The sequence below is a fragment of the Halobellus captivus genome, from assembly GCF_003697845.1.
Lineage (GTDB): Archaea > Halobacteriota > Halobacteria > Halobacteriales > Haloferacaceae > Halorubrum > Halorubrum glutamatedens.
Map to the genome: position 1 here is coordinate 170,789 of NZ_RDQE01000009.1, position 21,368 is coordinate 192,156.

Annotated in this window: 21 protein-coding genes and 1 pseudogene; 14 read left to right on the forward strand and 8 right to left on the reverse strand. The window is 66.5% G+C overall.

Annotation, left to right across the window (positions count from 1 at the left end):
* Positions 1-17: 17 nt before the first annotated feature.
* The 5 genes from EAO78_RS11985 to EAO78_RS12005 all read left to right on the forward strand — a co-directional run bounded on the left by EAO78_RS11985 (position 18) and on the right by EAO78_RS12005 (position 5,100).
* Complete coding sequence (locus EAO78_RS11985; protein ID WP_122106068.1) at positions 18-839, forward strand: fumarylacetoacetate hydrolase family protein; 822 nt, start codon at positions 18-20, stop codon at positions 837-839.
* Positions 840-983: 144 nt separating this feature from the next.
* Positions 984-1,412, forward strand: coding sequence for a universal stress protein (locus EAO78_RS11990; RefSeq protein ID WP_122106069.1), 429 nt, complete (start codon positions 984-986; stop codon positions 1,410-1,412).
* A gap of 234 nt (positions 1,413-1,646) precedes the next feature.
* Entirely contained in the window at positions 1,647-2,792 is a 1,146-nt protein-coding gene (locus tag EAO78_RS11995) for a TAXI family TRAP transporter solute-binding subunit (RefSeq protein WP_122106070.1), read from the forward strand.
* Positions 2,793-2,866: 74 nt separating this feature from the next.
* Positions 2,867-4,858 carry a TRAP transporter permease gene (locus EAO78_RS12000; protein WP_122106071.1) on the forward strand — a complete coding sequence of 664 codons (1,992 nt, stop codon included), beginning with the start codon at positions 2,867-2,869 and terminating at the stop codon, positions 4,856-4,858.
* A complete protein-coding gene (locus tag EAO78_RS12005; protein WP_122106072.1) occupies positions 4,855-5,100 on the forward strand; it encodes a hypothetical protein in 246 nt (81 codons plus the stop codon). The genes EAO78_RS12000 and EAO78_RS12005 overlap by 4 nt, the downstream gene beginning before the upstream one ends.
* A gap of 37 nt (positions 5,101-5,137) precedes the next feature.
* Here EAO78_RS12005 and EAO78_RS12010 read toward each other — a convergent pair whose 3' ends face one another.
* A complete protein-coding gene (locus EAO78_RS12010; RefSeq protein ID WP_122106073.1) occupies positions 5,138-5,395 on the reverse strand; it encodes a DUF5789 family protein in 258 nt (85 codons plus the stop codon).
* Positions 5,396-5,511: 116 nt separating this feature from the next.
* Between EAO78_RS12010 and EAO78_RS12015 the strand changes: the two genes are divergently transcribed.
* The 3 genes from EAO78_RS12015 to EAO78_RS12025 all read left to right on the forward strand — a co-directional run bounded on the left by EAO78_RS12015 (position 5,512) and on the right by EAO78_RS12025 (position 7,851).
* Positions 5,512-6,441 carry a DNA adenine methylase gene (locus tag EAO78_RS12015; RefSeq protein WP_122106074.1) on the forward strand — a complete coding sequence of 310 codons (930 nt, stop codon included), beginning with the start codon at positions 5,512-5,514 and terminating at the stop codon, positions 6,439-6,441.
* 94 nt (positions 6,442-6,535) lie between these two features.
* Entirely contained in the window at positions 6,536-6,985 is a 450-nt protein-coding gene (locus EAO78_RS12020; RefSeq protein WP_122106075.1) for a universal stress protein, read from the forward strand.
* Positions 6,986-7,098: 113 nt separating this feature from the next.
* Positions 7,099-7,851, forward strand: coding sequence for a DUF63 family protein (locus EAO78_RS12025; RefSeq protein ID WP_379748671.1), 753 nt, complete (start codon positions 7,099-7,101; stop codon positions 7,849-7,851).
* Between the two features lie 116 nt (positions 7,852-7,967).
* On the opposite strand, the gene EAO78_RS12030 is transcribed toward EAO78_RS12025, so the two are convergent.
* Complete coding sequence (locus tag EAO78_RS12030; protein ID WP_122106076.1) at positions 7,968-8,546, reverse strand: DUF2150 family protein; 579 nt, start codon at positions 8,544-8,546, stop codon at positions 7,968-7,970.
* Between the two features lie 84 nt (positions 8,547-8,630).
* A complete protein-coding gene (locus EAO78_RS12035) occupies positions 8,631-9,482 on the reverse strand; it encodes a TatD family hydrolase (protein WP_122106077.1) in 852 nt (283 codons plus the stop codon).
* 116 nt (positions 9,483-9,598) lie between these two features.
* On the opposite strand from EAO78_RS12035, the gene EAO78_RS12040 reads away from it, so the two are divergent.
* Complete coding sequence (locus tag EAO78_RS12040) at positions 9,599-10,075, forward strand: hypothetical protein (protein ID WP_122106078.1); 477 nt, start codon at positions 9,599-9,601, stop codon at positions 10,073-10,075.
* Positions 10,076-10,127: 52 nt separating this feature from the next.
* On the opposite strand, the gene EAO78_RS12045 is transcribed toward EAO78_RS12040, so the two are convergent.
* Positions 10,128-10,898 (reverse strand): hypothetical protein, encoded by a 771-nt coding sequence (locus EAO78_RS12045; RefSeq protein WP_238987684.1) that lies wholly within the window; start codon positions 10,896-10,898, stop codon positions 10,128-10,130.
* A gap of 135 nt (positions 10,899-11,033) precedes the next feature.
* Entirely contained in the window at positions 11,034-12,059 is a 1,026-nt protein-coding gene (locus EAO78_RS12050; protein WP_122106079.1) for a succinylglutamate desuccinylase/aspartoacylase family protein, read from the reverse strand.
* Positions 12,060-12,183: 124 nt separating this feature from the next.
* On the opposite strand from EAO78_RS12050, the gene EAO78_RS12055 reads away from it, so the two are divergent.
* Entirely contained in the window at positions 12,184-13,542 is a 1,359-nt protein-coding gene (locus EAO78_RS12055) for a putative ATP-dependent zinc protease (RefSeq protein ID WP_463467551.1), read from the forward strand.
* A gap of 69 nt (positions 13,543-13,611) precedes the next feature.
* Positions 13,612-14,025: a Rieske (2Fe-2S) protein gene (locus EAO78_RS12060; RefSeq protein ID WP_122106080.1), complete on the forward strand. Its 414-nt coding sequence runs from the start codon at positions 13,612-13,614 to the stop codon at positions 14,023-14,025.
* A gap of 30 nt (positions 14,026-14,055) precedes the next feature.
* On the opposite strand, the gene EAO78_RS12065 is transcribed toward EAO78_RS12060, so the two are convergent.
* Both EAO78_RS12065 and EAO78_RS12070 read right to left on the reverse strand, forming a co-directional pair.
* Positions 14,056-14,694, reverse strand: a complete 639-nt coding sequence (locus EAO78_RS12065; RefSeq protein WP_122106081.1) for a cyclase family protein — start codon at positions 14,692-14,694, stop codon at positions 14,056-14,058.
* 90 nt (positions 14,695-14,784) lie between these two features.
* Positions 14,785-15,381 carry a DNA-3-methyladenine glycosylase family protein gene (locus EAO78_RS12070; RefSeq protein ID WP_122106082.1) on the reverse strand — a complete coding sequence of 199 codons (597 nt, stop codon included), beginning with the start codon at positions 15,379-15,381 and terminating at the stop codon, positions 14,785-14,787.
* Positions 15,382-15,545: 164 nt separating this feature from the next.
* Here EAO78_RS12070 and EAO78_RS12075 point away from each other — a divergent pair, with 164 nt between their 5' ends.
* Together EAO78_RS12075 and EAO78_RS12080 are read left to right on the forward strand one after the other, a co-directional pair.
* Positions 15,546-17,528 (forward strand): 3-hydroxyacyl-CoA dehydrogenase/enoyl-CoA hydratase family protein, encoded by a 1,983-nt coding sequence (locus tag EAO78_RS12075; protein ID WP_122106083.1) that lies wholly within the window; start codon positions 15,546-15,548, stop codon positions 17,526-17,528.
* Positions 17,525-17,895: pseudogene (locus tag EAO78_RS12080) on the forward strand (cyclophilin-like fold protein). Before EAO78_RS12075 ends, EAO78_RS12080 begins: the two are co-directional and overlap by 4 nt.
* Before the next feature lie 58 nt (positions 17,896-17,953).
* On the opposite strand, the gene asd reads toward EAO78_RS12080, so the two are convergent.
* The gene (asd, locus tag EAO78_RS12085) at positions 17,954-18,997 is read right to left on the reverse strand and encodes an aspartate-semialdehyde dehydrogenase (protein WP_122106084.1); all 1,044 of its coding nucleotides are present in this window, start codon (positions 18,995-18,997) and stop codon (positions 17,954-17,956) included.
* 466 nt (positions 18,998-19,463) lie between these two features.
* Between asd and EAO78_RS12090 the strand changes: the two genes are divergently transcribed.
* Positions 19,464-20,543, forward strand: a complete 1,080-nt coding sequence (locus EAO78_RS12090; RefSeq protein ID WP_238987685.1) for a tyrosine-type recombinase/integrase — start codon at positions 19,464-19,466, stop codon at positions 20,541-20,543.
* The last annotated feature ends 825 nt before the right edge of the window (positions 20,544-21,368 follow it).

Below are 21,368 nucleotides of genomic sequence, written 5' to 3' on the forward strand. Positions count from 1 at the left end.
CGGAGCCATCGAACACGATGAAGTACCTCGCACGCACCTCGACGGGAGAGCCCCTGATCGGCGACGACGACGGCTTCGTGCCGCTCCGTTCGATCGAGCCCGACCTGGAAAGCGTCCGCGAGGCGCTCCCGCGGGCGGCCGCCGGGACGCTCGGGGACGTCGGCGACGCGACGGCCGACCGGGTCCCGGCGGCGGACCTGACGCTCGCCGCGCCGCTCGAGCGGTTCGGCAAGCTCTGGGGGATCGGCTTGAACTACGAGGAACACGCGGGCGACCTGGACGAGGACCGTCCGGAGGAGCCGGCGAGCTTCATGAAGCCGTCGACGGCGCTCACCGGTCCCGGCGGCCCGATCCGGTTGCCGCCGGCCGACCGGAGCGACCGGGTGACCGCGGAGGCCGAACTCGCGGTCGTGATGGGTCGGACGTGCCGGAACGTCGCGGAGGCCGACGTCGACGACGTCGTCGCCGGCTACCTGCCGGTGATCGACATGACCGCCGAGGACGTGCTCCAGCGGAACCCGCGCTTTCTCACCCGGGCGAAGAGCTTCGACACGTTCCTCGTTCCCGGTCCGGTGCTCGTCGTCCCCGAGGAGCCGCTCGATCTGTCGTCACTGTCCGTCCGGACCGAGGTCAACGGGGAGGTCGAGGCCGAAAACGAGATCCGGAACATGCTGTTTCCGCCGAGAGAGATCGTCTCGTTCCACTCGGGCGTGATGACGCTCGAACCCGGCGACCTGTTCAGCACCGGAACCCCCGGTGCCGCGCCCATCGAGCCCGGCGATCACGTGCGCGCGTCCGTCGAGTCGATCGGATCGGTCGACGCACCGGTGACGCGGTAGCGCTTCGGTCCGACCGTCACGCTGCCGGTGACTCGGTAGCGCTTCGGTCCGACCGTCACGCTGCCGGTGACTCGGTAGCGGGCCACGGCGCCGATCCCGGACGCCGCAGGAAGCTTTATTCCGGAACCCATGCCATCTACCTACATGTATCGGGTTCTCATCCCCGTCGGAGACGACACGGAACGGTCCATGGCCGCGGCGGAGGCCGTGGTCGGACTCCCGAACGCCGGCGGGTCGGTAGAGGCGGTCGTGGTGAACGTCTTCGAGGAGTTCGACGTCACGGGCGAGGGCGGGAAGGTGGACTCCGAGGACGTCTGGGACGAGACGAACTTCCCCGAGAGCGTGGACGCGGTCGTCGAACGCCTCGAATCGTCCGGCGTGACGGTCTCGAAGCGCCGCGAACACGGCGACGTGACGAAGCGTATACTCGCCGTCGCCGACGAGATCGACGCCGACGGGATCGTGATGGGCGGACGCAGGCGAAGCCCGACGGGAAAGGTCCTGTTCGGGAGCACCACCCAGTCGGTGATGCTCTCGGCGGACTGTCCCGTGACGGTCGCGCTCACCGAGTAATATACAGGTCTGACAGTTTCGTCACCGTATAACCACGTCGGAGACGCTCCGTCGTGACGCGTCCGACGATCGACGAGTTTCGTACCGCTCGAGCGGGTCGTTCGACCGTATTCGTGGAACGTTCGGGTTCGATCGGACGACCGCTCTCCCGCGTGTCCGTATTGCTGATTAACCAATGGATATTGGAACAAACAGATACATTATTATGCATCGAAGTGATCATCATATTCGAACATGGCTGACAAAGACGTTAACAGACGCAAGTTCCTGTACGGCACGGCTGCGGCCGGAATCACCGGTCTCGCCGGGTGTAGCGGTGGCGGCGGGGGCGGCGACGACGGCTCCGGCGACGGTTCCGGCGGCGACGACGGCTCCGGCGACGGTTCCGGCGGCGACGACGGCTCCAGCGGTGACGACGGCTCCGGCGACGACGGAAGCGAGGCGAGCCTCGAACTCCGCGTCGGGACGTCCGCCGGCGGGACCCAGGACGTCGGTCTGGCGGTCGAGCGGGCCGTCAGCCAGGAGAGCGACACCCTCGAGTACTCGACGATCGAGAGTCCGGGGTACATCGGAACCATCTATCGGATGGCCCAGGAGCAGTTCAACGCCGGCATCACCGACAACAACTCGCTCAACAAGGCGCTCGACGAGCAGGGGCAGTTCGCGGAGCAGCCGGTGTCGCGCATCCCGTACTACGGCTTCTCGGCGTTCCCGTACAGCATCTACATCGTGGCTCGTGACGGCACGGGCATCGAGACGTTCGACGACCTCGCGGGTGCGAACGTCTACCCCGCGGAGCCGGGGTACTCGACCCGTGGAACCACTCTCGACGTCTGGTCACAGGACCCGACCGCGGACGTCTACGAGCAGATGAACATCCAGGACATGGGCGTCGGCGACGCCCCCGGTGCGATGGAGGAGGGGACCATCGACGCCAGCATCGCGTACGGGACGCCGGGCGTTCGGTACACCGGATTCGTCCAGGAGATGGCCTCCCGTGTCGACCTCCACTACGTCGAGCCGACCGACGCGCTCATCGAGTCCGCCGAATCGTTCGGCGGCGCGGGGACGACCACCACGAGCTACGACGACTGGTCCATCGCGGACACGGACATCGGCACCGACGAAGTGTTCACCTGGGACCTCGAGGTGCTCTACACGTTCAACCCCGAAGCGAATAACGACGCCGTCTACGAGCTGTGCCGCGTCGTCAACGAGCACAACGACGTCGTGAACGAGGGCGAAGCCCAGTTCAACGACTTCGAGTCGGCAGCCGACATGCTCGGATACGCCCAGGAACGGATCCCCGTCCACCCCGGTGCGGCGCAGTACTACCGGGACAACGACGCGTGGGACGACAGTCTCGAGGAAGGCGAGTAGACCTCTCGGGGTGATTCCCCCCGCTTCGATCGCGTAGCCGACGACCGACACTGCATTTCTATACGATACAACAAATGGATACACAAGCGGAACACACGACCGGACCGTCGAGTTGGGTTCGTGGCCTCGACGTCACCGTCACGCTCGCCGCCGTCCTCTTCTGGGCGATCGCGCTCGGCTGGATATACACGCAGACGTGGTCTCCCGTCAAGTACGGCGTGATCTTCGTCGGCGGCATCATGACGGTGTACGCGCTCAACGAAACGAAGGAATCGCTCGAGGCGGGAAGCTGGGTCGATGCCCTGGTCCTGCTTCCGTCGGCGGGCGTGTTGATCACGGCGTCGGCGTACTTCTTCGCGAACTTCGACACCGTCTACCTGCTGCGACAGGGGTTCGCCACGCCCCACGAGTACATGCTGGCGCGACTCGTCATCGTGTCGCTTCTGTACCTCACCTGGCGCGAGTTCGGGAACCTGTTCCTGGGGCTCGTCATCGGCGTGATGATATACGCGATCTTCGGGGACAGCGTCCCCGGCGTCCTCGGACACGCGGGGATGACCGAGTTGACGCTGCTCCAGGCCCTCGTCACCGACCTGTACGGGTTCTACGGGTCGCTCACGCAGCTGACCGCGTCGTGGATCGCGCCGTTCCTCCTGTACGCGGGGCTGCTGTTCGCGTACGGCGCGTTCGATCTGATCCTCCGGCTCGCGATCGTCGCGGCCGGCCGGATCCGGTCGGGCGTGGCCCAGACGGCCGTGCTCTCCTCGGCGGTCATCGGCTCTATCAACGGTTCCTATACCGCCAACGCGGCGATGACCGGATCGTTCACTATCCCCACGATGAAAGAGAGCGGGATGGCCGGCCACCGTGCGGCCGGCATCGAGGCGGTCGCCTCGACCGCCGGCCAGGTCCTCCCGCCGGTGATGGGGGCGTCCGCGTTCGTGATGGCGTCGTACCTCGGCGTCGCGTACCTCAACATCGTCGTCGCCGGGATCGTTCCCGCCGCGATCCTGGTCGCCTCCATCGCGATCGCGGTCCACTACACCGCCATCAGCGACGCGAGCGATCAGGACATGGAGTTCTCCGAGTTCTTCGACGAGGAGATGACATCGACCGAGAAGGTCATCGAGGGATTCCGGTTCGGGATCCCGTTCGGCGTCCTGATCTACTACCTCGGCATCGCACAGTACACGGTGATGACCTCGGCGCTGTACACCGTCATCGCGATGGTCTTCACCGGCGTCCTGACGCCGCCGGTACAGCGGCTCTTCGACGATTCGGGGACCTCGTTCGGCGCGGAGTTCGTGACGCAGGTCAAGAACACGATACACGGGTTCCGTCGCGGGGCCATCATCCTCGCGCCGATCGCGATCATCCTCGTGATGGTGAGCGGGGTCGTGAACCTCTTCTCGACGACCGGCGTCCCCGCGAAGATCGCGCTCCTGATGATCAATCTCTCGGGCGGCGTCCTGCTGTTCGCCGTGCTGCTCGGGATGGCGGTCGCCATCGTGATGGGCGTCGGCATGCCGACGGTCGCCGCGTACGTCATCGTGGCCATCCTCATCGTTCCGACGTTCGTCTCCGACTTCGGGATCGCCGAGGTGACGGCTCACTACACCATGTTCTACGCGGCGATCCTCGCCGGGATCACGCCGCCGGTGGCGACCGCGGCGGTGGTCGCGGCCGGGATAGCGGAGGCGAACTTCTGGCGGACCTGCGGGGCCGCCCTGAAGATCGCCGCGCCGCTCTTCGTGTTACCCGTCGCGTTCGTCTACAACCCGGGACTGATCTCGATGTCGCCGGACGGGAACACGATGTTCCTCGGCGCGTTGGTCATGTTGGGTGCGATCGCGATCATCTACGGGTTGAACTACCCGTTCGAGCTGTCAATCGGGCGGATCACGCTCGTTCGAACCGGACTGGCGGTGCTCGGTACCCTGATAATGACGTACCCGATGCTCGCCGTCAAGCTCGCCGGGATCGCCGTCTTCGTCGCCGTCTTCATCGGGGAGAAGGTGATGGTGCGCGGAATGACTCTTCCGTTCGGGTCGGGGGTGAACCAATGAGCTCGACGAAGGACTCCACCGAGGACCAGATCGACACGTCGAACGTCGGCGGTCTCGAGGAGATAGTTCCGGAACCGCTCATGCCCCTGTGGAAACGGATCGAGTTGATCCAGGAGTTCCGGGAGACGCACGGGGACACCTACGTGACGGTTCTCGAAGCACTCACGGCGATCGTTCTCGCCATCGGCTACGTCTGGTGGGCGTATCTCTACTTCATCGGGGACAATATCGTGGCGATCTGAGGCCGGGGCGGAACGACCGGTTCTCCGCTCGAAACGCTCAGGCGTCGCCGTCGGACTGGAACGGCTCGCCGACCGCCCGTCGAGGAAGCAGACTCATCAGTTCCGTCCTGAGTTCCTCGGCGGAGGCGAACTCGGCCGCGGCCGATCCGCTCACGGTCGCACCGAGGTTGACTTCGCCGTCCGCGAGCCGGATCGTCACGTCCTCACACTCCGTCGCGACCGTCGAGGGATCGACGGGATACTCGAGTTCCGAGAGGACGCCGCCGATCCGATTTAACCTGATCGTTCGTGTCATTACGCCCGAGACGTCGGGAGACGATATGAACGTATCCCTCGTGGGCGGTCTCGAAGGCGCTGGCGGGAGCGGTCCCGGGACGTTTATTTTTCGCGGGAGTCGACGGTCGGTGTCGCATGGTCGAGCCGATACTCAAGTGGGCCGGCGGGAAACGACAGCTCCTCGACGCGCTGTACGCGCGGTTCCCCGAGTCGTTCGACCGGTATCACGAGCCCTTCGTTGGCGGCGGCGCGCTCTTCTTCGACCTCGAGCCCGAGTCGGGCACGATCAACGACGCGAACCCTCGGCTCGTCTCGCTGTACGAGCGGGTCCGTGACGAGCCCGACCGGCTCGTCGAGCGACTGGAGTCGTTCGCGGACCCCGAGTCCGACCCCGACCCGACGCTCCCGTACGCGGAGACGACCCAGCGCGGCCGCGAGGTGGAGAGCTACTACTACCAGCAACGCGCCCGGTTCAACGACCGCCCGTACACGGGCGAGTACGACCCCTTGGAGGAGGCCGCACTCCTCGTGTACCTGAACCGCACCTGCTATAACGGGCTCTACCGCGAGAACGCCGACGGCGGGTTCAACGTCCCGATCGGTCGATACGCGGACCCGGACTGGGTCAAACGCGGCCGGATCCGCCGGGCGAGCGAGGTGCTCGAGAACGTCGAGATATACAACAGCGACTTCGAGTACGTCCTCGAGGCTGCCGAATCGGGCGATCTGGTGTACTTCGACCCGCCGTACGAGCCGATGAGCCCCACGGCCGATTTCACGTCCTACAGCGCGGACGGCTTCGACCGCGAGGACCAGGAACGCCTGATCGAGGCCGCGACGACGCTCGACGACCGGGGCGTGAGCGTCCTCATCTCGAACAGCGGCGTGACGTACGACCGGTACGTCGAGGCCGGCTTCCACGTCGACACCGTGGACGCGACCCGCGCGATCAACAGCGACGGCGACGGTCGGGACGCGGTCGACGAGGTGATCGCGACGAACGTTCCAGAATCCGCCCGCCTCGACGCCGGCCAGCGCGCGTTGTCGACGTTCGATGACGGGTAAGCTTCCTCCCCTCTCGAACTCCCTGGAAACCGATGAGTCGGGCGAGCACCACCATTCGACGGGCTTTTTGACCTTCCCCGCCGTCGGGTCGGGTATGACGAAGCTCGACATCGACCTCGTTCTCGTGCCCGTCGACGGCAGCGAGGCGTCCCACGAGGCCGTCGATTACGCGATCGGGATCGCGAGCGAGTACGGCGCGAGCGTCCACGCGTTGTACGTCCTCGACGAGGAGGTCGTCCGGGCGTTGGAGTCCGGCTCGATAGACGAGCGCGACGTCGCCGAGGACACCGCGGCATTCACCGAGTCGGTCGCGGAGCGCGCCGAGGCGGCCGGCATTGGTCACAGCAACTCCATGGCGTACGGGTTCTCCACCGAGGTGAAGACGGTCCATCCCGGGAGCGTCGTCCTCGACACCGCAGAGGAGCTCGAGTCGGACTTCATCGTCGTCCCCCGCGAGCCGGTCACCGGCGAGCCGGGACAGGTGCTCGAGAAGGCCGCGGAGTACGTCCTGCTGTACGCGAGCCAGCCGGTCCTCTCGGTGTGATCCCGACGCGCTCGGCGGCGACGGCCGCGGTTCCGGTTCCCGCGACGCTCGGCGATCTCCCGTTTCTCCCGGCGGGGACGACGCTTCCCCCGCTCCCGTACCTCCTCGTCCTCCTGCTCGTGAGCGGGGTGGTCGCGGTCTCGATCCGTCGCCGCCGACCCGCGGTCGCCGCCGCACACGTGCTCGCGTTGACTCCGTGGGTCGTTCTGGGGTCCGCGCTCCACGTCCTGTACGTCGTGGAGGCGCTTCCAGCTCCTCTCGCTCCGTTCGGTGGATCTCCGACGGTGTATCTGACGACGGGTACGCTCGCGGGCGGGGCCTGGCTGGCCGCTGACTCGGTCGTCGCCGACGGCGAACGAGTCCCGGTCGTCGTCGCCGCCACCGGGGCGCTCCTCGTCGTGCCGGCGGTCGCCGCCGCGGTCGCCACCGGCGTCTCCGGAGCGGGGGCGTCGTGGTCGGCGGCCGCGGTGCTCGCGTCGGCTCCGATCGCGGCGATCGTCTGGCGAACGCTCGGTCGGATCGAACCGAGGATCGCCGTGACCGGGGGCGTCGGCGCGCTCGCCGTGTACGGACACGCGCTCGACGGCGTCTCGACGGCGATCGGGGTGACGCAACTCGGCTTCGGCGAGCGCAGTCCGCTCTCACGGGTCATCCTCGATCTGGGCGGCGTGCCGTCGGTGCCGGTTCTCGGCACGGGCTGGCCCTTCCTCCTCGTCAAGCTGGCGGTCGCGAGCGCCGTCGTCTCGCTCTTCGTCCCGTACGTTCGCGAGGAGCCGGCGGAGGGGCTACTCCTCTTGGGGTTCGTCGCCGCCGTCGGACTCGGCCCGGCCGCCCACAACCTGCTTCTGTTCACGGTCACCGCGTGAGGTCGAAACCGAGACTGACGGGACGGTCACGGATCGTCGACGCGTGGTGAGTCGATCAGCGCCGAAGGAAAACGAGACGGCTCCGAGTGGCTCGATCGCGTGAGAATCGCGGCGGCTCAGTCCTCCTCGACGACCTCGGGGTCCTCGATGGCGGACTGAAGCGAGTCGAGCCCGTTGACCCACTCGGAGACGAGCCCGTACTCCAGCTCCTCGACGAGGTCCATGTCGAGACGCTCGCCGTCGATCACGCGGGTTCCGGCCTGGACGACGTACCCCAACGCAGCGTCGAGGTCCTCGTCGGCCTCGGCGTCGGCGGCCGCGTGGACGAACTCGTCGACGTCCCCCTCGACGACGCCGCCGACGACGAACTCCTCCGCGGCGTAGAAGACGGGGACGAGCGAGGTCTGGACCCCGTCGATGAGCATGGTCTTGTCCTCGTCGTCGAAGGAGACCTCCGCGAGGACGATGTCGCTGACGTCCCGGATCTCCTCGACCGCGCGCTCCTCGTCGATGCGGTCCTCCTCCAGCGCCGCGAGGACCTTCGCGACCGCGATCGCGGCGTCGTCCTGGAGGTTCAAGAGCAGCCGCGCGGAGTCCTCGTTTTCCGGATCGAGCTCCTCGTCGGCGAGCCTGTCGAGCCAGTTCTGCCAGCGCTCCTCGGAGTAGAACGTCTCAACCGCCTCGTCCTCGGTCATACCCCATACCTCACCCGGACTACTCAAAGGCCTTTCTTATCTGTGCCCCCGAGAGACGCCGTCACATCCGCCTGAGAACTGCTCTCAGTCGTCCAACGTCGCCTCGGTGTCGATCCCGTACACCGCGGCGGGCGTCTCGACGTGTGCGCGCCGGACGGCCTCCTCGTATCCCGATTCGAGCAGCCAGCGAACCCGCCGCGGAACGGTCTTCGGGCCGAGCACCATCCCCGGCCTGTCGGGGTCGTCGACGAAGTCCGTCTCCATCAGGAACGGCTCGCCAGACTCCGCGGCGCGCTCGAGTCTGTCCTTCTCGCTCATCACGCTCGGGGTCGGGCCCGCGAGCCGCCCGGCCGCGTAGTGTTTCACCACCCTGTTCGGGTCGAGCCCGACCGACTCGGCGACGGCCGCGAGGTCGGTGAGGTCCTCGCTCGCCTCGGTGTGGAGCTGGACCGCGCAGTCGACCGCGGCGGCCCGCTCGAACGCGTGGCGGGTCACCGCGTTCGAGGCGTCCCACACCGCGTCGCTCACGTCGTAGTGGGGGCGGCCGGACTTCAGCGCCAGCGCGCGCCCGTCGGTGACGTACTCGCTCGCGGCGTCGATGCCGCCGCACATCAGATCGCGCGCCTCCCCGGGCGTGAAGCCGCGGTCGTCGACCAGTCGGCTCACGAGTCCCGGATGGACGCCGAGGACGGGCCACGCGCGGCCGGGGAGGGCCTCCGTCGCGTCGGCGACGGCGTCGATCGTCTCCTCGAAGACGGGTCGGAAGTCCTCGGGCTCCTCCGCCTCGACGCCGAGGAGCCACGAGGGCTTGTTGACGACGAGGAGGTGGGTACCGCCGAGGCGAACGAAGTCGTCGACGGCGTCGATGCCGCGTCCGTGTCGGGGATCGAGGTGGAGGTGGTCGTCGAGCACCGGCGTGTCGAGGTCGACGGTCATGTCTCGGATCGCGGGTCCGGATCGGATAGACGTTCCGTATGGTCGCGGCCGTGCCGCCGGGCGGAGTCCGTCCTCGGGCGGAAACCCTCTTATCGCGGCCCGCCGATGTCCATCCCATGTCCCGGCCCGCCACCGTCCTCGTCCTCCTCGCCGTCGGCGGCCTGCTGATGGCGAACCCGCTGTACCTCCCGGTCGCGACCGCGGAGACGACGACCGTCTACGCCCACGCGGTCCAGCCGGTCGGACCGGAGACGCCCAGCTACGGGGAATCGGACGTGATCGATCGGAGCGAACTCTCCGCGGACGCCCGCGAGGCCTTCGATCGAGCACGGGAGTCGTCCGAGGCCGGATTCACCGTCGAGGACTCCGACGAGCGGATCGAGTCGTTGTCCTACCCTCGAGCGCCGACGCTCGGCGACGGGCTGCTCGTCGTCGCCCACGGCGGGACACACTACGAGTTCTGGACCCGATCCGTCGAGCGTGAGCCCGGTTCCGTGGTCACGCAACGCGTCGTCGTTCAGCCGGTCGGGTTCCTCGTCGGGTTTCTCGCCGTCGTCGCGGCGGTCGCGGTCGCGGCCGACGACCGGCTCTGATCGATCGACCGGCGCGGGATCGGACCGAAGGCGAGCCCGTGGAGGATAGCCGTTAGCGGTCGGTCGTCTCGTCGCCGTCAGCATCGTCGTCGCCCGTCTCGTCGCCGTCAGCATCGTCGTCGCCCGTCTCGTCGCCGTCGACATCGTCGTCTACGACCTCGTCGATCCGTTTCTCGACGGTCTCCTCGACGGTGTCACCCACCGTTTCTTCGACCGTCTCCTCCACGGTTTTCTCGACCGTCTCTTCAACCGTTTCCTCGACCGTCTCCTCGACGGTCCCTTCCATCGTGTCCTCTACGGTCTCGCCGACTTGTTCTTCGACGGTCTTCTCGACCGTCTCACCCACGGTTTCCTCGACGGTCTTCTCGACCGTCTCGCCCACCGTCTCCTCGACGGTCTTCTCGACGTCCTCGGACACCTTCTCGACGGTCTCCTCGACGTCCTTGGTCACCTCGCCGACCTTCTCCTCGACGGTCTTCTCGACGTCCTCGGACACCTTTCCGACGCTCTCGTCGACCGCCTCCTCGACCTCGTCGGCGCGGGGACGGCGGTCGACGCGCTCGTTCACCTCCTCGAGGCGTTCGATGACCGCATCGACTTCAGTTTTCAGCGTCTCCTCGACGTTCTCGGTGACTTCCTGGGTCATCCAGTCGGGGTCGAATCGAGCCATCTTCCAGAAGACGTGGATGGCGTACGAGACGAGCACGCCGAGCCCGAAGGCGATCCCGACCTGGTTGCCGACGACGGAGAAGAGGACGACGGCGACGAATATCATGAGGCCGTACGCCAGATCGACGACGAAATCGACCCGGTTGGGGTTCACCGTCTTTCCCCTCCGAGCGTCTCGATGGGTCCGGTCATTAGTTTCGTCCGTCCCTTCGTATCCCAGCGGGTAATACCGATCGTTTCGTCGGAGGGATACGTGGGCCACGCGGTCGTGGACGGTCGGGATCGGGAGTCAGCGTGAGTCAGTCGGGGCCGACGACCCCTCGGATTCGAGGACTCGTTCCGTCGACTCGTCGACCTCGACGAGGTGACAGAGCGGGTTTCCGGGATAGACGACGGGGTTCTCGAGGACGCCGATCAGCAGCCCGGTGAACGGCGCCTTCACGCCGACCGCGTCCTCCTTGAAGGGATTGGTGATCGTCGCGATCCGGTCGCCCTCGTGGACCAGCGAGCCGCTCTCGTAGTGCGTGTCGACGATCCCCCCGGAGTCGGCCCGGAGCCACGTCTTCTCGCCGGAGCCCGCGACGACCGTGCGCCAGCCGGGCCAACGGACCGGCTCGGTCTCCAGCATGCCGTACTCCGCGAACACGGACCGGACGCCCGCGAGCGCGTCGTCGATGAGCCGCCGCTGGAACCGGTGTGCCTCGCCCATCTCGATCGTGATGGTCGGGATACCGTCCGCGGTCGCCTCCCCGCGGAGGGTCCCGCTCGGGCCGTCGCTGTCGATTATCACGCTCGAGCCGAACGCCATCGCGAGGCGGTAGACTCCCTCGTCGGTCATGTCGCCGCGGGCGTGAAGCATGTTCGTGCGACCCCGCGTCGAGGTGTGAAAGTCGATCCCGAAGTCGCACGGCTCGACGAAGTTCGAGTAGATCCGGTGGGCCATCCGTTTCGAGCTCGTCGAGCCGGGCTTGCCGGGGAACGACCGGTTCAGGTCCCGGTCGTAGACGGGAAGGTACCGCTGTTGGGCGAGGAAGCCGGGGACGTTGAGAACGGGGAGACAGACGAGCGTGCCGGCGAGATCCGAGAGGTCCCACTCGTGTGCGACCTCCCGGACGACCTCGATCCCGTTGAGCTCGTCGCCGTGGGAGGCCGCGCAGAGGAACGCGGTCGGCCCGTCGCGCTCGCCGTTGACGATCGTCACCGGGATCCGGACGGGATCTCCGAGGTACGTCTCGCTTATCCCGTAACGGATGTTCTGCGTCTCGCCGGGCGGGACCGCGCCGCCGTTGTACGTGAACGCCCGGTCGCTTCCCATGTCACACGCGAGCCGCGGGCGGGGTATATACGTGACGCCACGGGGACGAAACCCATCGATCCGTTGATGGTTCCGTCGAGATCGTGAAACGATCGGACCAGTTTTCATCCCGGCCGTCACACTCATCTGCATGACCACGGATCCGGTACGGGTCGGGGTGTTATCGTTACACAACAGCAAGGAGACGAAGGCGATCTGCAACGCGGTCGAGGACCTCGGGCACGAGCCGGTGTGGCTCCGGGAGGAGAACGCGGCGATAAGCGTCGAGGACGGCGACGTGTCGGTCGAGCCCGCCGTCGACGTGATCGCGAACCGTCTCCTGTTGTCGAACACCGACCAGCCCGCGGAGCTGCTCGGGCTCGCGGCCACCTTCGAGCGGATCCGGCCGATGTTGAACGAGCCGAACGCGGTGCTCGCGTCGATCCACAAGTTCGCCACCGCCGCGACGCTCGCCGACTGGAACATCCGCGTGCCCGACGCCCTGCTCGCGCTCTCGAACGACCGGCTCAACGAGGACCGCGAGCGCTTCGGCGAGGTCGGCGTCTACAAGACCGCGATCGGCACCCACGGCGGCGGCACCTGGAAGGTCGACCTCACCGAACGAGTGAACCCGAAGGTGGGCAACCGCCAGGCGTTCCTCCAGCAGCTCATCGACCGCGACGACGAGAAACACCGCGACCTCCGGGTGTACATCGTCGGCGACGAGATCGTCGGCTCGATGTACCGCTACGCTCCCGAGGGGGACTGGCGGACCAACGTCGCGCTCGGCGGCGCGGTCGAGGACGCCACCGACGACATGCCCAAGGAGGCCGCCGACACCGCGCTGTACGCCGCGGAGGTGATGGGCCTCGACTACGCCGGCGTCGATCTCGTCGAGGGATACGACGGCTGGTACGTCCTCGAGGTCAATCCGACGGCGGGGTTCAAGGGGCTCTTCGAGGCGACCGGCACGAGCCCCGCGCCCCACATCGCGAAGCTCGCCATCGAGACCGTCGACGGCGAGGTCGACGACGACGACGTGAAACGGCTCGCGGGCACGCTCGACGACTCCCGACCCTCGTGTGCACCGAAGCCCCAGACGCGACCGACCGAACCGCCGGTCATCGGCTACATCGAGGAGGTCGTCGCCACCGGAACCTCCGGGTCGGTCCAGGCGTTCGCGAAGTCCGACACCGGCGCGACCAGGACCAGTATCGACACCTCGTTGGCCGCGGAGATCGGCGCGGGACCGATAAAGAGCATGACCCGGGTGAAGTCGGGAAGCGTCAAGGGCGGGAAGGCCCGTCCCGTCGTCGACCTCGTGATCGGCATCGGCGGCAACCAACACACCGTCACCGCGAGCGTCGAGGACCGCGGACACATGGAGTACCCGCTTTTGCTCGGCCGCGACATCCTCAGCGACTACCGAGTCAACGTCCGGAAACGCGCCGACGTCGACGAGGCCGAGCGCGGCGAGGACGGCGAGATCCTAGAGGAGGAGTAGTCGGATCCCCGGCACGAGGGAGCGTTCCGGTCGTGGGGTTTTTGATCCGGGACGCCGTTTCCCCCGCCGATGGAAGACGGGACGCGTATCGTCGACCTCGAGGCCGTCCCCGAGAACGGGTCGTACCTCTGCACCGCGGAGGACCCGTTCACGAACGAGACGGAACTGGTCCTCGTCCGCTGTACCGAGGACCCCGGCGTCCGCGCGTGGATCAACACCTGCCCGCACGAGAGCCAGCGGCTCGACACCGGTGACGGCGCGGCGATACGAAACGGCGAGATCGTCTGTCCGCGCCACGGGTCGCTCTTCGACGCCTGTTCGGGCGAGTGCGACAACGGCCCGGCCGCGGGGACGACGCTGCCCGGCGTCGACGTCGTCGTCGAGGACGGCGCGGTTCACCTGGCCGACGACCGGTACGCGTTCCTCCACGAGGGCGGGATCGACGACGACGAGCCGGGATCCACCTCCCATCTGTCGCTTTGACCGTGTCACGGCGGGGCACGAGTCGCGCTATTACGCCGTGTCGACGCCCACGGCCCGCACCGGCGCACCGTCGCTCCGGAGCGCGAGCGGGTACGCGCGGAGCTCGAACCGCTCGTCGACGGCACCGAGGCCGGCGAGGTTCTCGAGGATCAGCGAGTCGTTACCGAGCAGTGCGTGGTGGGCCTCGAATCCCGTCGGCTCCTCGTCGCTCGCGTTCGATGACGGGGTCGGGTCCGGGCTCAGCGCGTCCACGGCTACGTCGAACCCGCGTTCGGCACACGCCTCGGCGGCCGCCGGCGAGAGGTACGGATGGTCGAGGTAGCGGTCCGTCCCCCAGGCGGCGTCCCAGCCGGTCCGGAACGCGAGGAGGTCCGCGTCGGCGTCCGGAACGCGTTCGGCGGGGATCGGTTCGCGGGCGCCGACGTCCCGACAGTCGACGCGGATCGCGTCGAGGACGAACCGCTCGACCGGATACGCGTCGAGCGTTCGTCCCTCGGGTTCAGTGTGTGCGGGCGCGTCGACGTGCGTCCCGGAGTGGCTCCCGCACTCGACGGACTCGACGTGGAATCCGTCGGTCTCGTGGGTCGCGGCGGGCTCGACCGTCACGGGGGGATCGCCCGGGTACGTCTGCATGCCGGTCTCGATCGGCTGGCTGAGGTCGTGGTGCACGTCAGACTCGGGGGGCCGGACACGGAAAACGGTCCGTGGTGACCGGCCCCGGAACCGTTCGGGAGCCGCCGGACCCGTGTCCAGCACGACCTACGATTCGTACTCCGCCCAGACGTATCGCGTCCCGTAGCTCCGATAGGGCCGCCACGGCTCGGCGATCGCGCGCATCTCGTCGCGAGTCAGGTCGTCGCCGCCGTTGTACACCTGTTCTATCCCCTTCCGTACCGCGAGATCGCCGAGCGGCAACACGTCCTCGCGGCCGAGCGCGAAGATGAGGTACATCCGGGCGGTCCACTCGCCGACCCCGCGGATCTCGGTGAGCCGGTCGACGACCGCGTCGTCGTCGTGGCCGGCGAATCCTTCGCGAGTGAGGTCGCCGTCCCCGTCACGGAACGCCTCCGCGGCCGACCGCAGGTACTCGACCTTCGTGCGGCTGAGCCCGGCCCCCCGAAGGGCGTCCTCGTCCGCGGCCAGCACGCGGTCGGGAGTCGGATCGCCGCCGAGGACGCCGACGAACCGCTCGTGGATGGCCGCCGCGGAGGCCGTCGAGAGCTGCTGGTTCACGATCGAAGTACAGAGGCGCGTGAACTCGTCGTCCGCGGGCTCGATCGCGAGCCGTCCGTGTCGGTCGACGAGCGTCGCCATCGTCGGGTCCTCCCGTAAGGTCGCCGCGATTCGGTCCTCCATCGTCCCGACGTTGGGCCCGAGGCCACGTGTACGTTTCCGGTCGCGGGTGCGGGCGTCGGGGCGGGCGCGGTCGTCCGTCCGACGTTCCGCCCGAAATAAACTTACCTCTCGTTTCTCGTTTCGGAAATGGAAACGTTGAACCGGAGCGCTTGCGACCCTCCCGTATGCGACTCGAAGACGTTCAGCGGATCGCGGTACTCGGGGCCGGAAACATGGGTCACGGCATCGCCGAGGTCGCCGCGCTCGCCGGCTACGACGTGGCGCTACGCGACATCGAGGAGGAGTTCGTCCGGGACGGCTACGACCAGATCGAGTGGTCGCTCGGTAAGCTCGCCGAGAAGGACCGCATCGACGAGGAGGCGGCGGAGGCCGCGCTCGACCGCGTCGAGACGTTCGTCGACCTCGCGGACTCGCTCGCGGACGCCGACGTCGTGATCGAGGTCGTCCCCGAGAGGATGGACATCAAGAAGGACGTGTACGGCCAGGTGGTCGAACACGCCCCCGAGGAGGCCGTCTTCGTCACGAACACCTCCAGCCTCTCGATCACCGAGCTCTCGGAAGTCACCGACCGGCCCGAACGCTTCTGCGGGATGCACTTCTTCAACCCGCCGGTGCGGATGGACCTCGTCGAGGTCATCTCCGGGAAACACACGAGCGAGGACACGCTCGAACTCATCGAGGGACTCGCCGAGGAGATGGACAAGACGCCGGTCCGCGTCCGCAAGGACAGTCCGGGCTTCATCGTCAACCGCGTCCTCGTCCCGCTGATGAACGAGGCGGCGTGGATCGTCGAGTCCGGCGACGCGACGATCGAGACGGTCGACTCCACGACGAAGTACGACATGGGACTGCCGATGGGCTCGTTCGAGCTCGCGGACCAGGTCGGGATCGACGTAGGGTATCACGTCCTCGAGTACATGCACGAGGTCCTCGGCGAGGCGTACCGCCCCTGCCCGCTGCTCGTCGAGAAGGTCGAAAACGAGGAACTCGGGAGGAAGACCGGCGCGGGCTTTTACGACTACGAGGGCGGCGGCGCCGAGATCCCCACCGGCGAGGGCGACGAGGGCGTTCGGCGCCGGCTGCTCGCCGTGATGGCAAACGAGGTCGCCGGACTGGTCGGGAACGACGTGGCCGACGCCGAGGCGATAGACCGGGCGATGATGCTCGGTGCCGGCTTCCCGGACGGTCCGGCGAAGCTCGCCGACGACGAGGGGCTCGACGCCCTGTGTGACGCCCTCGACGACCTCCACGAGGAGACCGGCGAGGAACGCTACCGGGCGACCGAGTACCTCAGGGAGGCGGCCGAGGCGGGTGGATTCCACGGGGACGAAGCCGACGGCGACGGAACGGGCGGCGGGACGCCCGACTACGATACCCTCTCCGTCGCCGTCGACGGTCGGGTCGGGCACGTCGAGATCGATCGTCCCCACCGGATGAACACGATAAGTCACGAGCTGCTCGCGGAGTTCGAGTCGGCGGTCGACCGGCTCGACGGCGACGACGAGGTTCGGGCGATCCTGGTGACCGGCGCGGGCGACCGGGCCTTCTCGGCGGGAGCCGACTTCCAGAGCATGGCCGCGAGCGGCACGGACCCGCTCAAGGGCGTCGAACTCTCCCGGACGGGACAGCGTACCTTCGGGAAGCTGGAGGAGTCCGACAAGCCCGTCGTCGCCGGGATCGACGGCTACTGTCTGGGCGGCGGGATGGAGCTCGCGACCGCGGCCGACCTCCGTGTCGCCTCCGAGCGCTCCGAGCTCGGCCAGCCCGAACACGACCTCGGGCTGCTCCCGGGGTGGGGCGGGACGCAGCGGCTCGCCCGGATCGTCGGCGAGGGACGCGCGAAGGAGATCATCCTCACCGCCGACCGCTACGACGCCGAGACGATGTACGACTACGGCTTCGTCAACGAGGTCGTCGAGAACGACGCGCTCGACGACCGGGCATGGGAGCTCGCCGAGGAGCTCGCGGCCGGCCCGCCGGTCGCCCAGAAGTACACGAAGCGGGTCATCCACGCCGGGCGGGACGACGGCGAGGCCGGCCTCGAGGCCGAGTCGCAGGCGTTCGGCCACGCGATGAACACCGACGACCTCATGGAGGGGATCACGGCGTTCATGAGCGACGAGGAGCCGGAGTTCGAGGGGAAATGAGCGACTTTCGGGTCCGTGTCGGCGACCGCGAACTGCCGGCGACGTGGACGGACGACGCCCCCGAGACCGTCGAGGCGATCGACGACGAGCTCCCCCTTTCCGGCGACGCGACGCGGTGGGGCGACGAGCTGTACTTCGACGTTCCCGTCGACGTCCCGGCGGAGAACGCGCGGGAACGGTGCCGGTCGGGGCGGTCGCCTACTGGCCGCGCGGGAACGCGCTCTGTCTGTTCTGGGGACCGACGCCCGCCAGCACGGACGGGGAGCCGCGCGCCGCGAGCCCGGTAAACGTGGTCGCTTCGCTCGACGACGTGAGCCCGCTCCGGTCGCTCGACGGAGGAGCGAGGGTCGAGATCGACCGAGAATAGGCGTCCGCGGCCGGGGGAACGTACCGCCGGAACGAAGGACGCGATCGTCTCCGGAGCGTTACACGTACCCTTCCTCGACGAGCAGCTCGCCGTTCAGGATCGACGCGCCGGCCGCACCGCGGATCGTGTTGTGTGCGAGACAGTTGTACTGGATCCCGTCGGTCGTCGTCTCGACGCCGCCGGCGACGATCCCCATCCCGTCGGCGTACGTCCGGTCGAGCCGGGGCTGTGGCCGGTCCGGCTCGTCGGGGCCGAACACCTTGATGAGCTGATCGGGCGAGCTGGGGAGGTCCGCGCTCTCGAACGCGCGCATGGCGTCGCGGACCGCCTCCGGTTCCGGGTCCTCCGTCAGCGCGGCGAACACGTTCTCGAGGTGGCCGTCGAGCGTCGGGATCCGGTTACACGAGGCCGCCACGTCGGCGTCGTGGAGGCTCAGTTCGGCACCGTCGAACGAGCCGAGCAGCTTGCGCGACTCCGTCTCCATCTTGTCCTCCTCGCCGCCGATGTGCGGGATCGCGTTGTCGAGGATCTCCATCGACGTGACGCCGGAGTAACCCGCCCCGGAGACGGCCTGGAGCGTGGAGACGTGGACCGTCTCGAGCCCGAACTCGTCGAGCGCCGCCAGCGTGGGCACCATCGTGATCGTCGAGCAGTTCGGGTTCTTCACCAGCGCGCCGTCCCAGCCCCGCTCGTCACGCTGGACGTCGATGAGACCGAGGTGGTCCGGATTGATCTCGGGGATCGTCAGGGGGACGTCCGCCGCCATCCGGTCGTTCGAGGAGTTCGAGGAGACGACGTATCCGGCCTCGAGGAACGGCGGCTCGACCTCCGCGGCGACCGAGGAGGGAAGCGACGAGAAGAGCAGGTCGACGTCGGCGTCGGCGATCGCTTCCGGATCCGTCGCGACGACCTCCATCCCGGCGACGTCGTCGGGGATCGGGGTGTCGACGCGCCACTTCGCGGCCTCCCGGTAGGTCAGGCCCGCGCTCGAGGGACTCGCGGTGACCGCCGCCAGTTCGAAGGTCGGGTGGTCGTCGAGCAGTTGGATGAATCGCTGACCGACCGCACCGGTCGCACCGAGGATGCCGACTCGTACAGACATTGGATGACCCTGAGAGTCAGTCGCATAAGTGCGTTCGGATACGCGACGGTCGACGTGGCAGTCGGCCCGCCGGCGACCGACGGTTTAACACCTCCCACCGTGTAAGACCAGCCGCGTGCCCTCAGTCCCCGCCCGAGTACTCCCGACTGGGAGCGATGACCGCGCGGAGAACCCAGGCACGTCACATCCGGTCGCGAACGCGACCCGCTCGTCGCCGCGCAGGCGACCGCCCGCCACGAGGGTTTCCCGGTCGACGCGGCACGCCGCCGGAGATGAGACCGGTCGTTAGTGTCGCGGGCGTACATATTTGAAGTGGACAGGCACCCCGATCGCATGGTAGAAACGAGATCGTCTACTTCAGATACGGCAGGAGAACGAGTGGGTCGGGGCGGATTCGAACCGCCGACCTGCTCCCGCCCTCCGGCGATTTTCATCGCCTCCGGGCGGACCGCGAGGGGAAGAAGTTGTGGTAACCGCCTACCTCGATACCACCCTTGGAACCTGCTACTTCTCGGATTACCGGTCGCCGTGTCACGGCTACCAAACCATGACACGGAACCTAACGCCGAACGAAGCAGTCGAACGGTATCTCAAAGAACGAAAGCCAGAGGTCTCTCAGGCAACCTGGCAAAACCATTCCTACACGCTCCAACGGTTCGTGGAGTTCTGCACCGATGAGGACATCGAGAACATCAACAGCTTGGACGGGTTCTCCGTCCACGAGTTCAAGATAGACCGCCGCGAGGACGATATCAGTGAACAGACACTCTACAACAACCTATGTGTCCTCCGGGTGTTCCTTCAGTGGTGTGAATCGCTCGGCTTGGTCAAGGAGTCTATCTCCGAAGATATGATTCTGCCCGAGGCGAAGGGAGTGCGCCATGAGACGATTGCTCCCGAACGAGTCAGCGATATACTGGGATACTTAGACGATTTCGAGTATGCAACCCTCAGGCACGCGCTGTTCGCTCTCCTGTGGGATACGGGTATACGCCTCGGTGCTGCTCGTGCGCTTGATGTCGACGATTACTACAGCGATGAGGCGTACGCTGCACTTCATCACCGGCCCGCGACAGGCACGCCACTGAAGAACGACGAGGGTGGCGAGCGAGAAGTGAATCTTCATCGATGGGTCTGCGATATCCTCGACGACTATATCAAGCACAATCGAGAGGATACCAGCGACGAGTACGACCGGGAACCACTGTTTGCCAGCACGAGAGGGCGAACAACGAAGGGTAACCTCCGGATGCACATCAACGCACTCACCAGACCCTGCTACTATACTGATAAGTGTCCTCACGACCGCGACATCAGTGATTGTGAGGCGACGACGTTTAACCACGCACAGCGTTGTCCGTCATCGGTGACACCGCACCCGATTCGGCGGAGTGCAATTACCTACTGGCTTAATCAGGGACATCCGAAGGAACTCGTCAGTGACCGGATGAACGTCTCGAAGAAGGTGCTTGACAAGCACTACGACGAACGCACTGAAGAGGAGAAGCGGGAGTTGCGTCGCCAAGCGTTTGAGATGTCCAGCTAATGCACCGATGAGGAGGCAGGATTCATACTCTGTTTTATGTAGAACGGAAAGTTTAGAAGCTTAGTTCGGCCGCTCTCACGCGCTTGGACTGGACTACGTCATTGAGGTACTATACGCGGGCCAACCGCACGACGTGACCGCTGACCGGGTGGAAATAACCACGGAGGTCTTGGACAAGTACTACGACCATGCGACGAAAGAGAAGCGGATGGAACAACAGGTAGACTACCTCGTGGACGTGTAGAAGCCCCTACGGCCAATCGCAGTCATCAAGGTCACTCATGTAGGTGCACAGGCACGATTCTATGTCGAAGACGGCGTCAACGTCATCCATGTTTTGTTCGGCTCGACCATGTGATTCGAGCAGACGAAGGTAGGTAGATGCCTCTGGGTCAGTGGTATCTACCGGAAAGATTGAATTGAAGCCTTCTTTCGGTTTCGTTGAGTTGATGTATCTAATCTTGAGCCGGGGAGGAGTCAGCCACGATACCGAGTGTGCGCGTATCACTACCTCCAGCCAGTCGAATGCTTGGAGCCGCCGAAATGTGTGAACCCCTTCGAGACTGTCCATGGCCGTATCAAAGGCAATCTCTCTGCGGGTTTCTTCTTGCGAGGCTATACTCTCGTCGTGGCGAAGTGAATATAGCCGACCAAAGAACTTAGAGAATGAATTCACTTCAGTTCCGTTGATACTCAGGTTCTCCAGCGAATCTATTGCACCGGCAACTTTCGCTAGTTGTCCACTCTGGCTCAGCAGCTCACAAGCTGACACGTTGTAGTGAAGGAAGCGGGTGAATCAGGAACCTGATTCATCCGCTGTCCGGA

Coding starts and splice junctions, on each gene's coding strand:
- EAO78_RS12070 (WP_122106082.1), bottom strand. CDS start 15,381: ATGGAGGACCGAATCGCGGCGACCTTACGGGAGGACCCGACGATGGCG.
- EAO78_RS12040 (WP_122106078.1), top strand. CDS start 9,599: ATGTCCCGGCCCGCCACCGTCCTCGTCCTCCTCGCCGTCGGCGGCCTG.
- EAO78_RS12060 (WP_122106080.1), top strand. CDS start 13,612: ATGGAAGACGGGACGCGTATCGTCGACCTCGAGGCCGTCCCCGAGAAC.
- EAO78_RS12000 (WP_122106071.1), top strand. CDS start 2,867: ATGGATACACAAGCGGAACACACGACCGGACCGTCGAGTTGGGTTCGT.
- asd (WP_122106084.1), bottom strand. CDS start 18,997: ATGTCTGTACGAGTCGGCATCCTCGGTGCGACCGGTGCGGTCGGTCAG.
- EAO78_RS12035 (WP_122106077.1), bottom strand. CDS start 9,482: ATGACCGTCGACCTCGACACGCCGGTGCTCGACGACCACCTCCACCTC.
- EAO78_RS12010 (WP_122106073.1), bottom strand. CDS start 5,395: ATGACACGAACGATCAGGTTAAATCGGATCGGCGGCGTCCTCTCGGAA.
- EAO78_RS12005 (WP_122106072.1), top strand. CDS start 4,855: ATGAGCTCGACGAAGGACTCCACCGAGGACCAGATCGACACGTCGAAC.
- EAO78_RS12030 (WP_122106076.1), bottom strand. CDS start 8,546: ATGACCGAGGACGAGGCGGTTGAGACGTTCTACTCCGAGGAGCGCTGG.
- EAO78_RS11990 (WP_122106069.1), top strand. CDS start 984: ATGTATCGGGTTCTCATCCCCGTCGGAGACGACACGGAACGGTCCATG.
- EAO78_RS12015 (WP_122106074.1), top strand. CDS start 5,512: ATGGTCGAGCCGATACTCAAGTGGGCCGGCGGGAAACGACAGCTCCTC.
- EAO78_RS11985 (WP_122106068.1), top strand. CDS start 18: ATGAAGTACCTCGCACGCACCTCGACGGGAGAGCCCCTGATCGGCGAC.
- EAO78_RS12075 (WP_122106083.1), top strand. CDS start 15,546: ATGCGACTCGAAGACGTTCAGCGGATCGCGGTACTCGGGGCCGGAAAC.
- EAO78_RS12020 (WP_122106075.1), top strand. CDS start 6,536: ATGACGAAGCTCGACATCGACCTCGTTCTCGTGCCCGTCGACGGCAGC.
- EAO78_RS12050 (WP_122106079.1), bottom strand. CDS start 12,059: ATGGGAAGCGACCGGGCGTTCACGTACAACGGCGGCGCGGTCCCGCCC.
- EAO78_RS11995 (WP_122106070.1), top strand. CDS start 1,647: ATGGCTGACAAAGACGTTAACAGACGCAAGTTCCTGTACGGCACGGCT.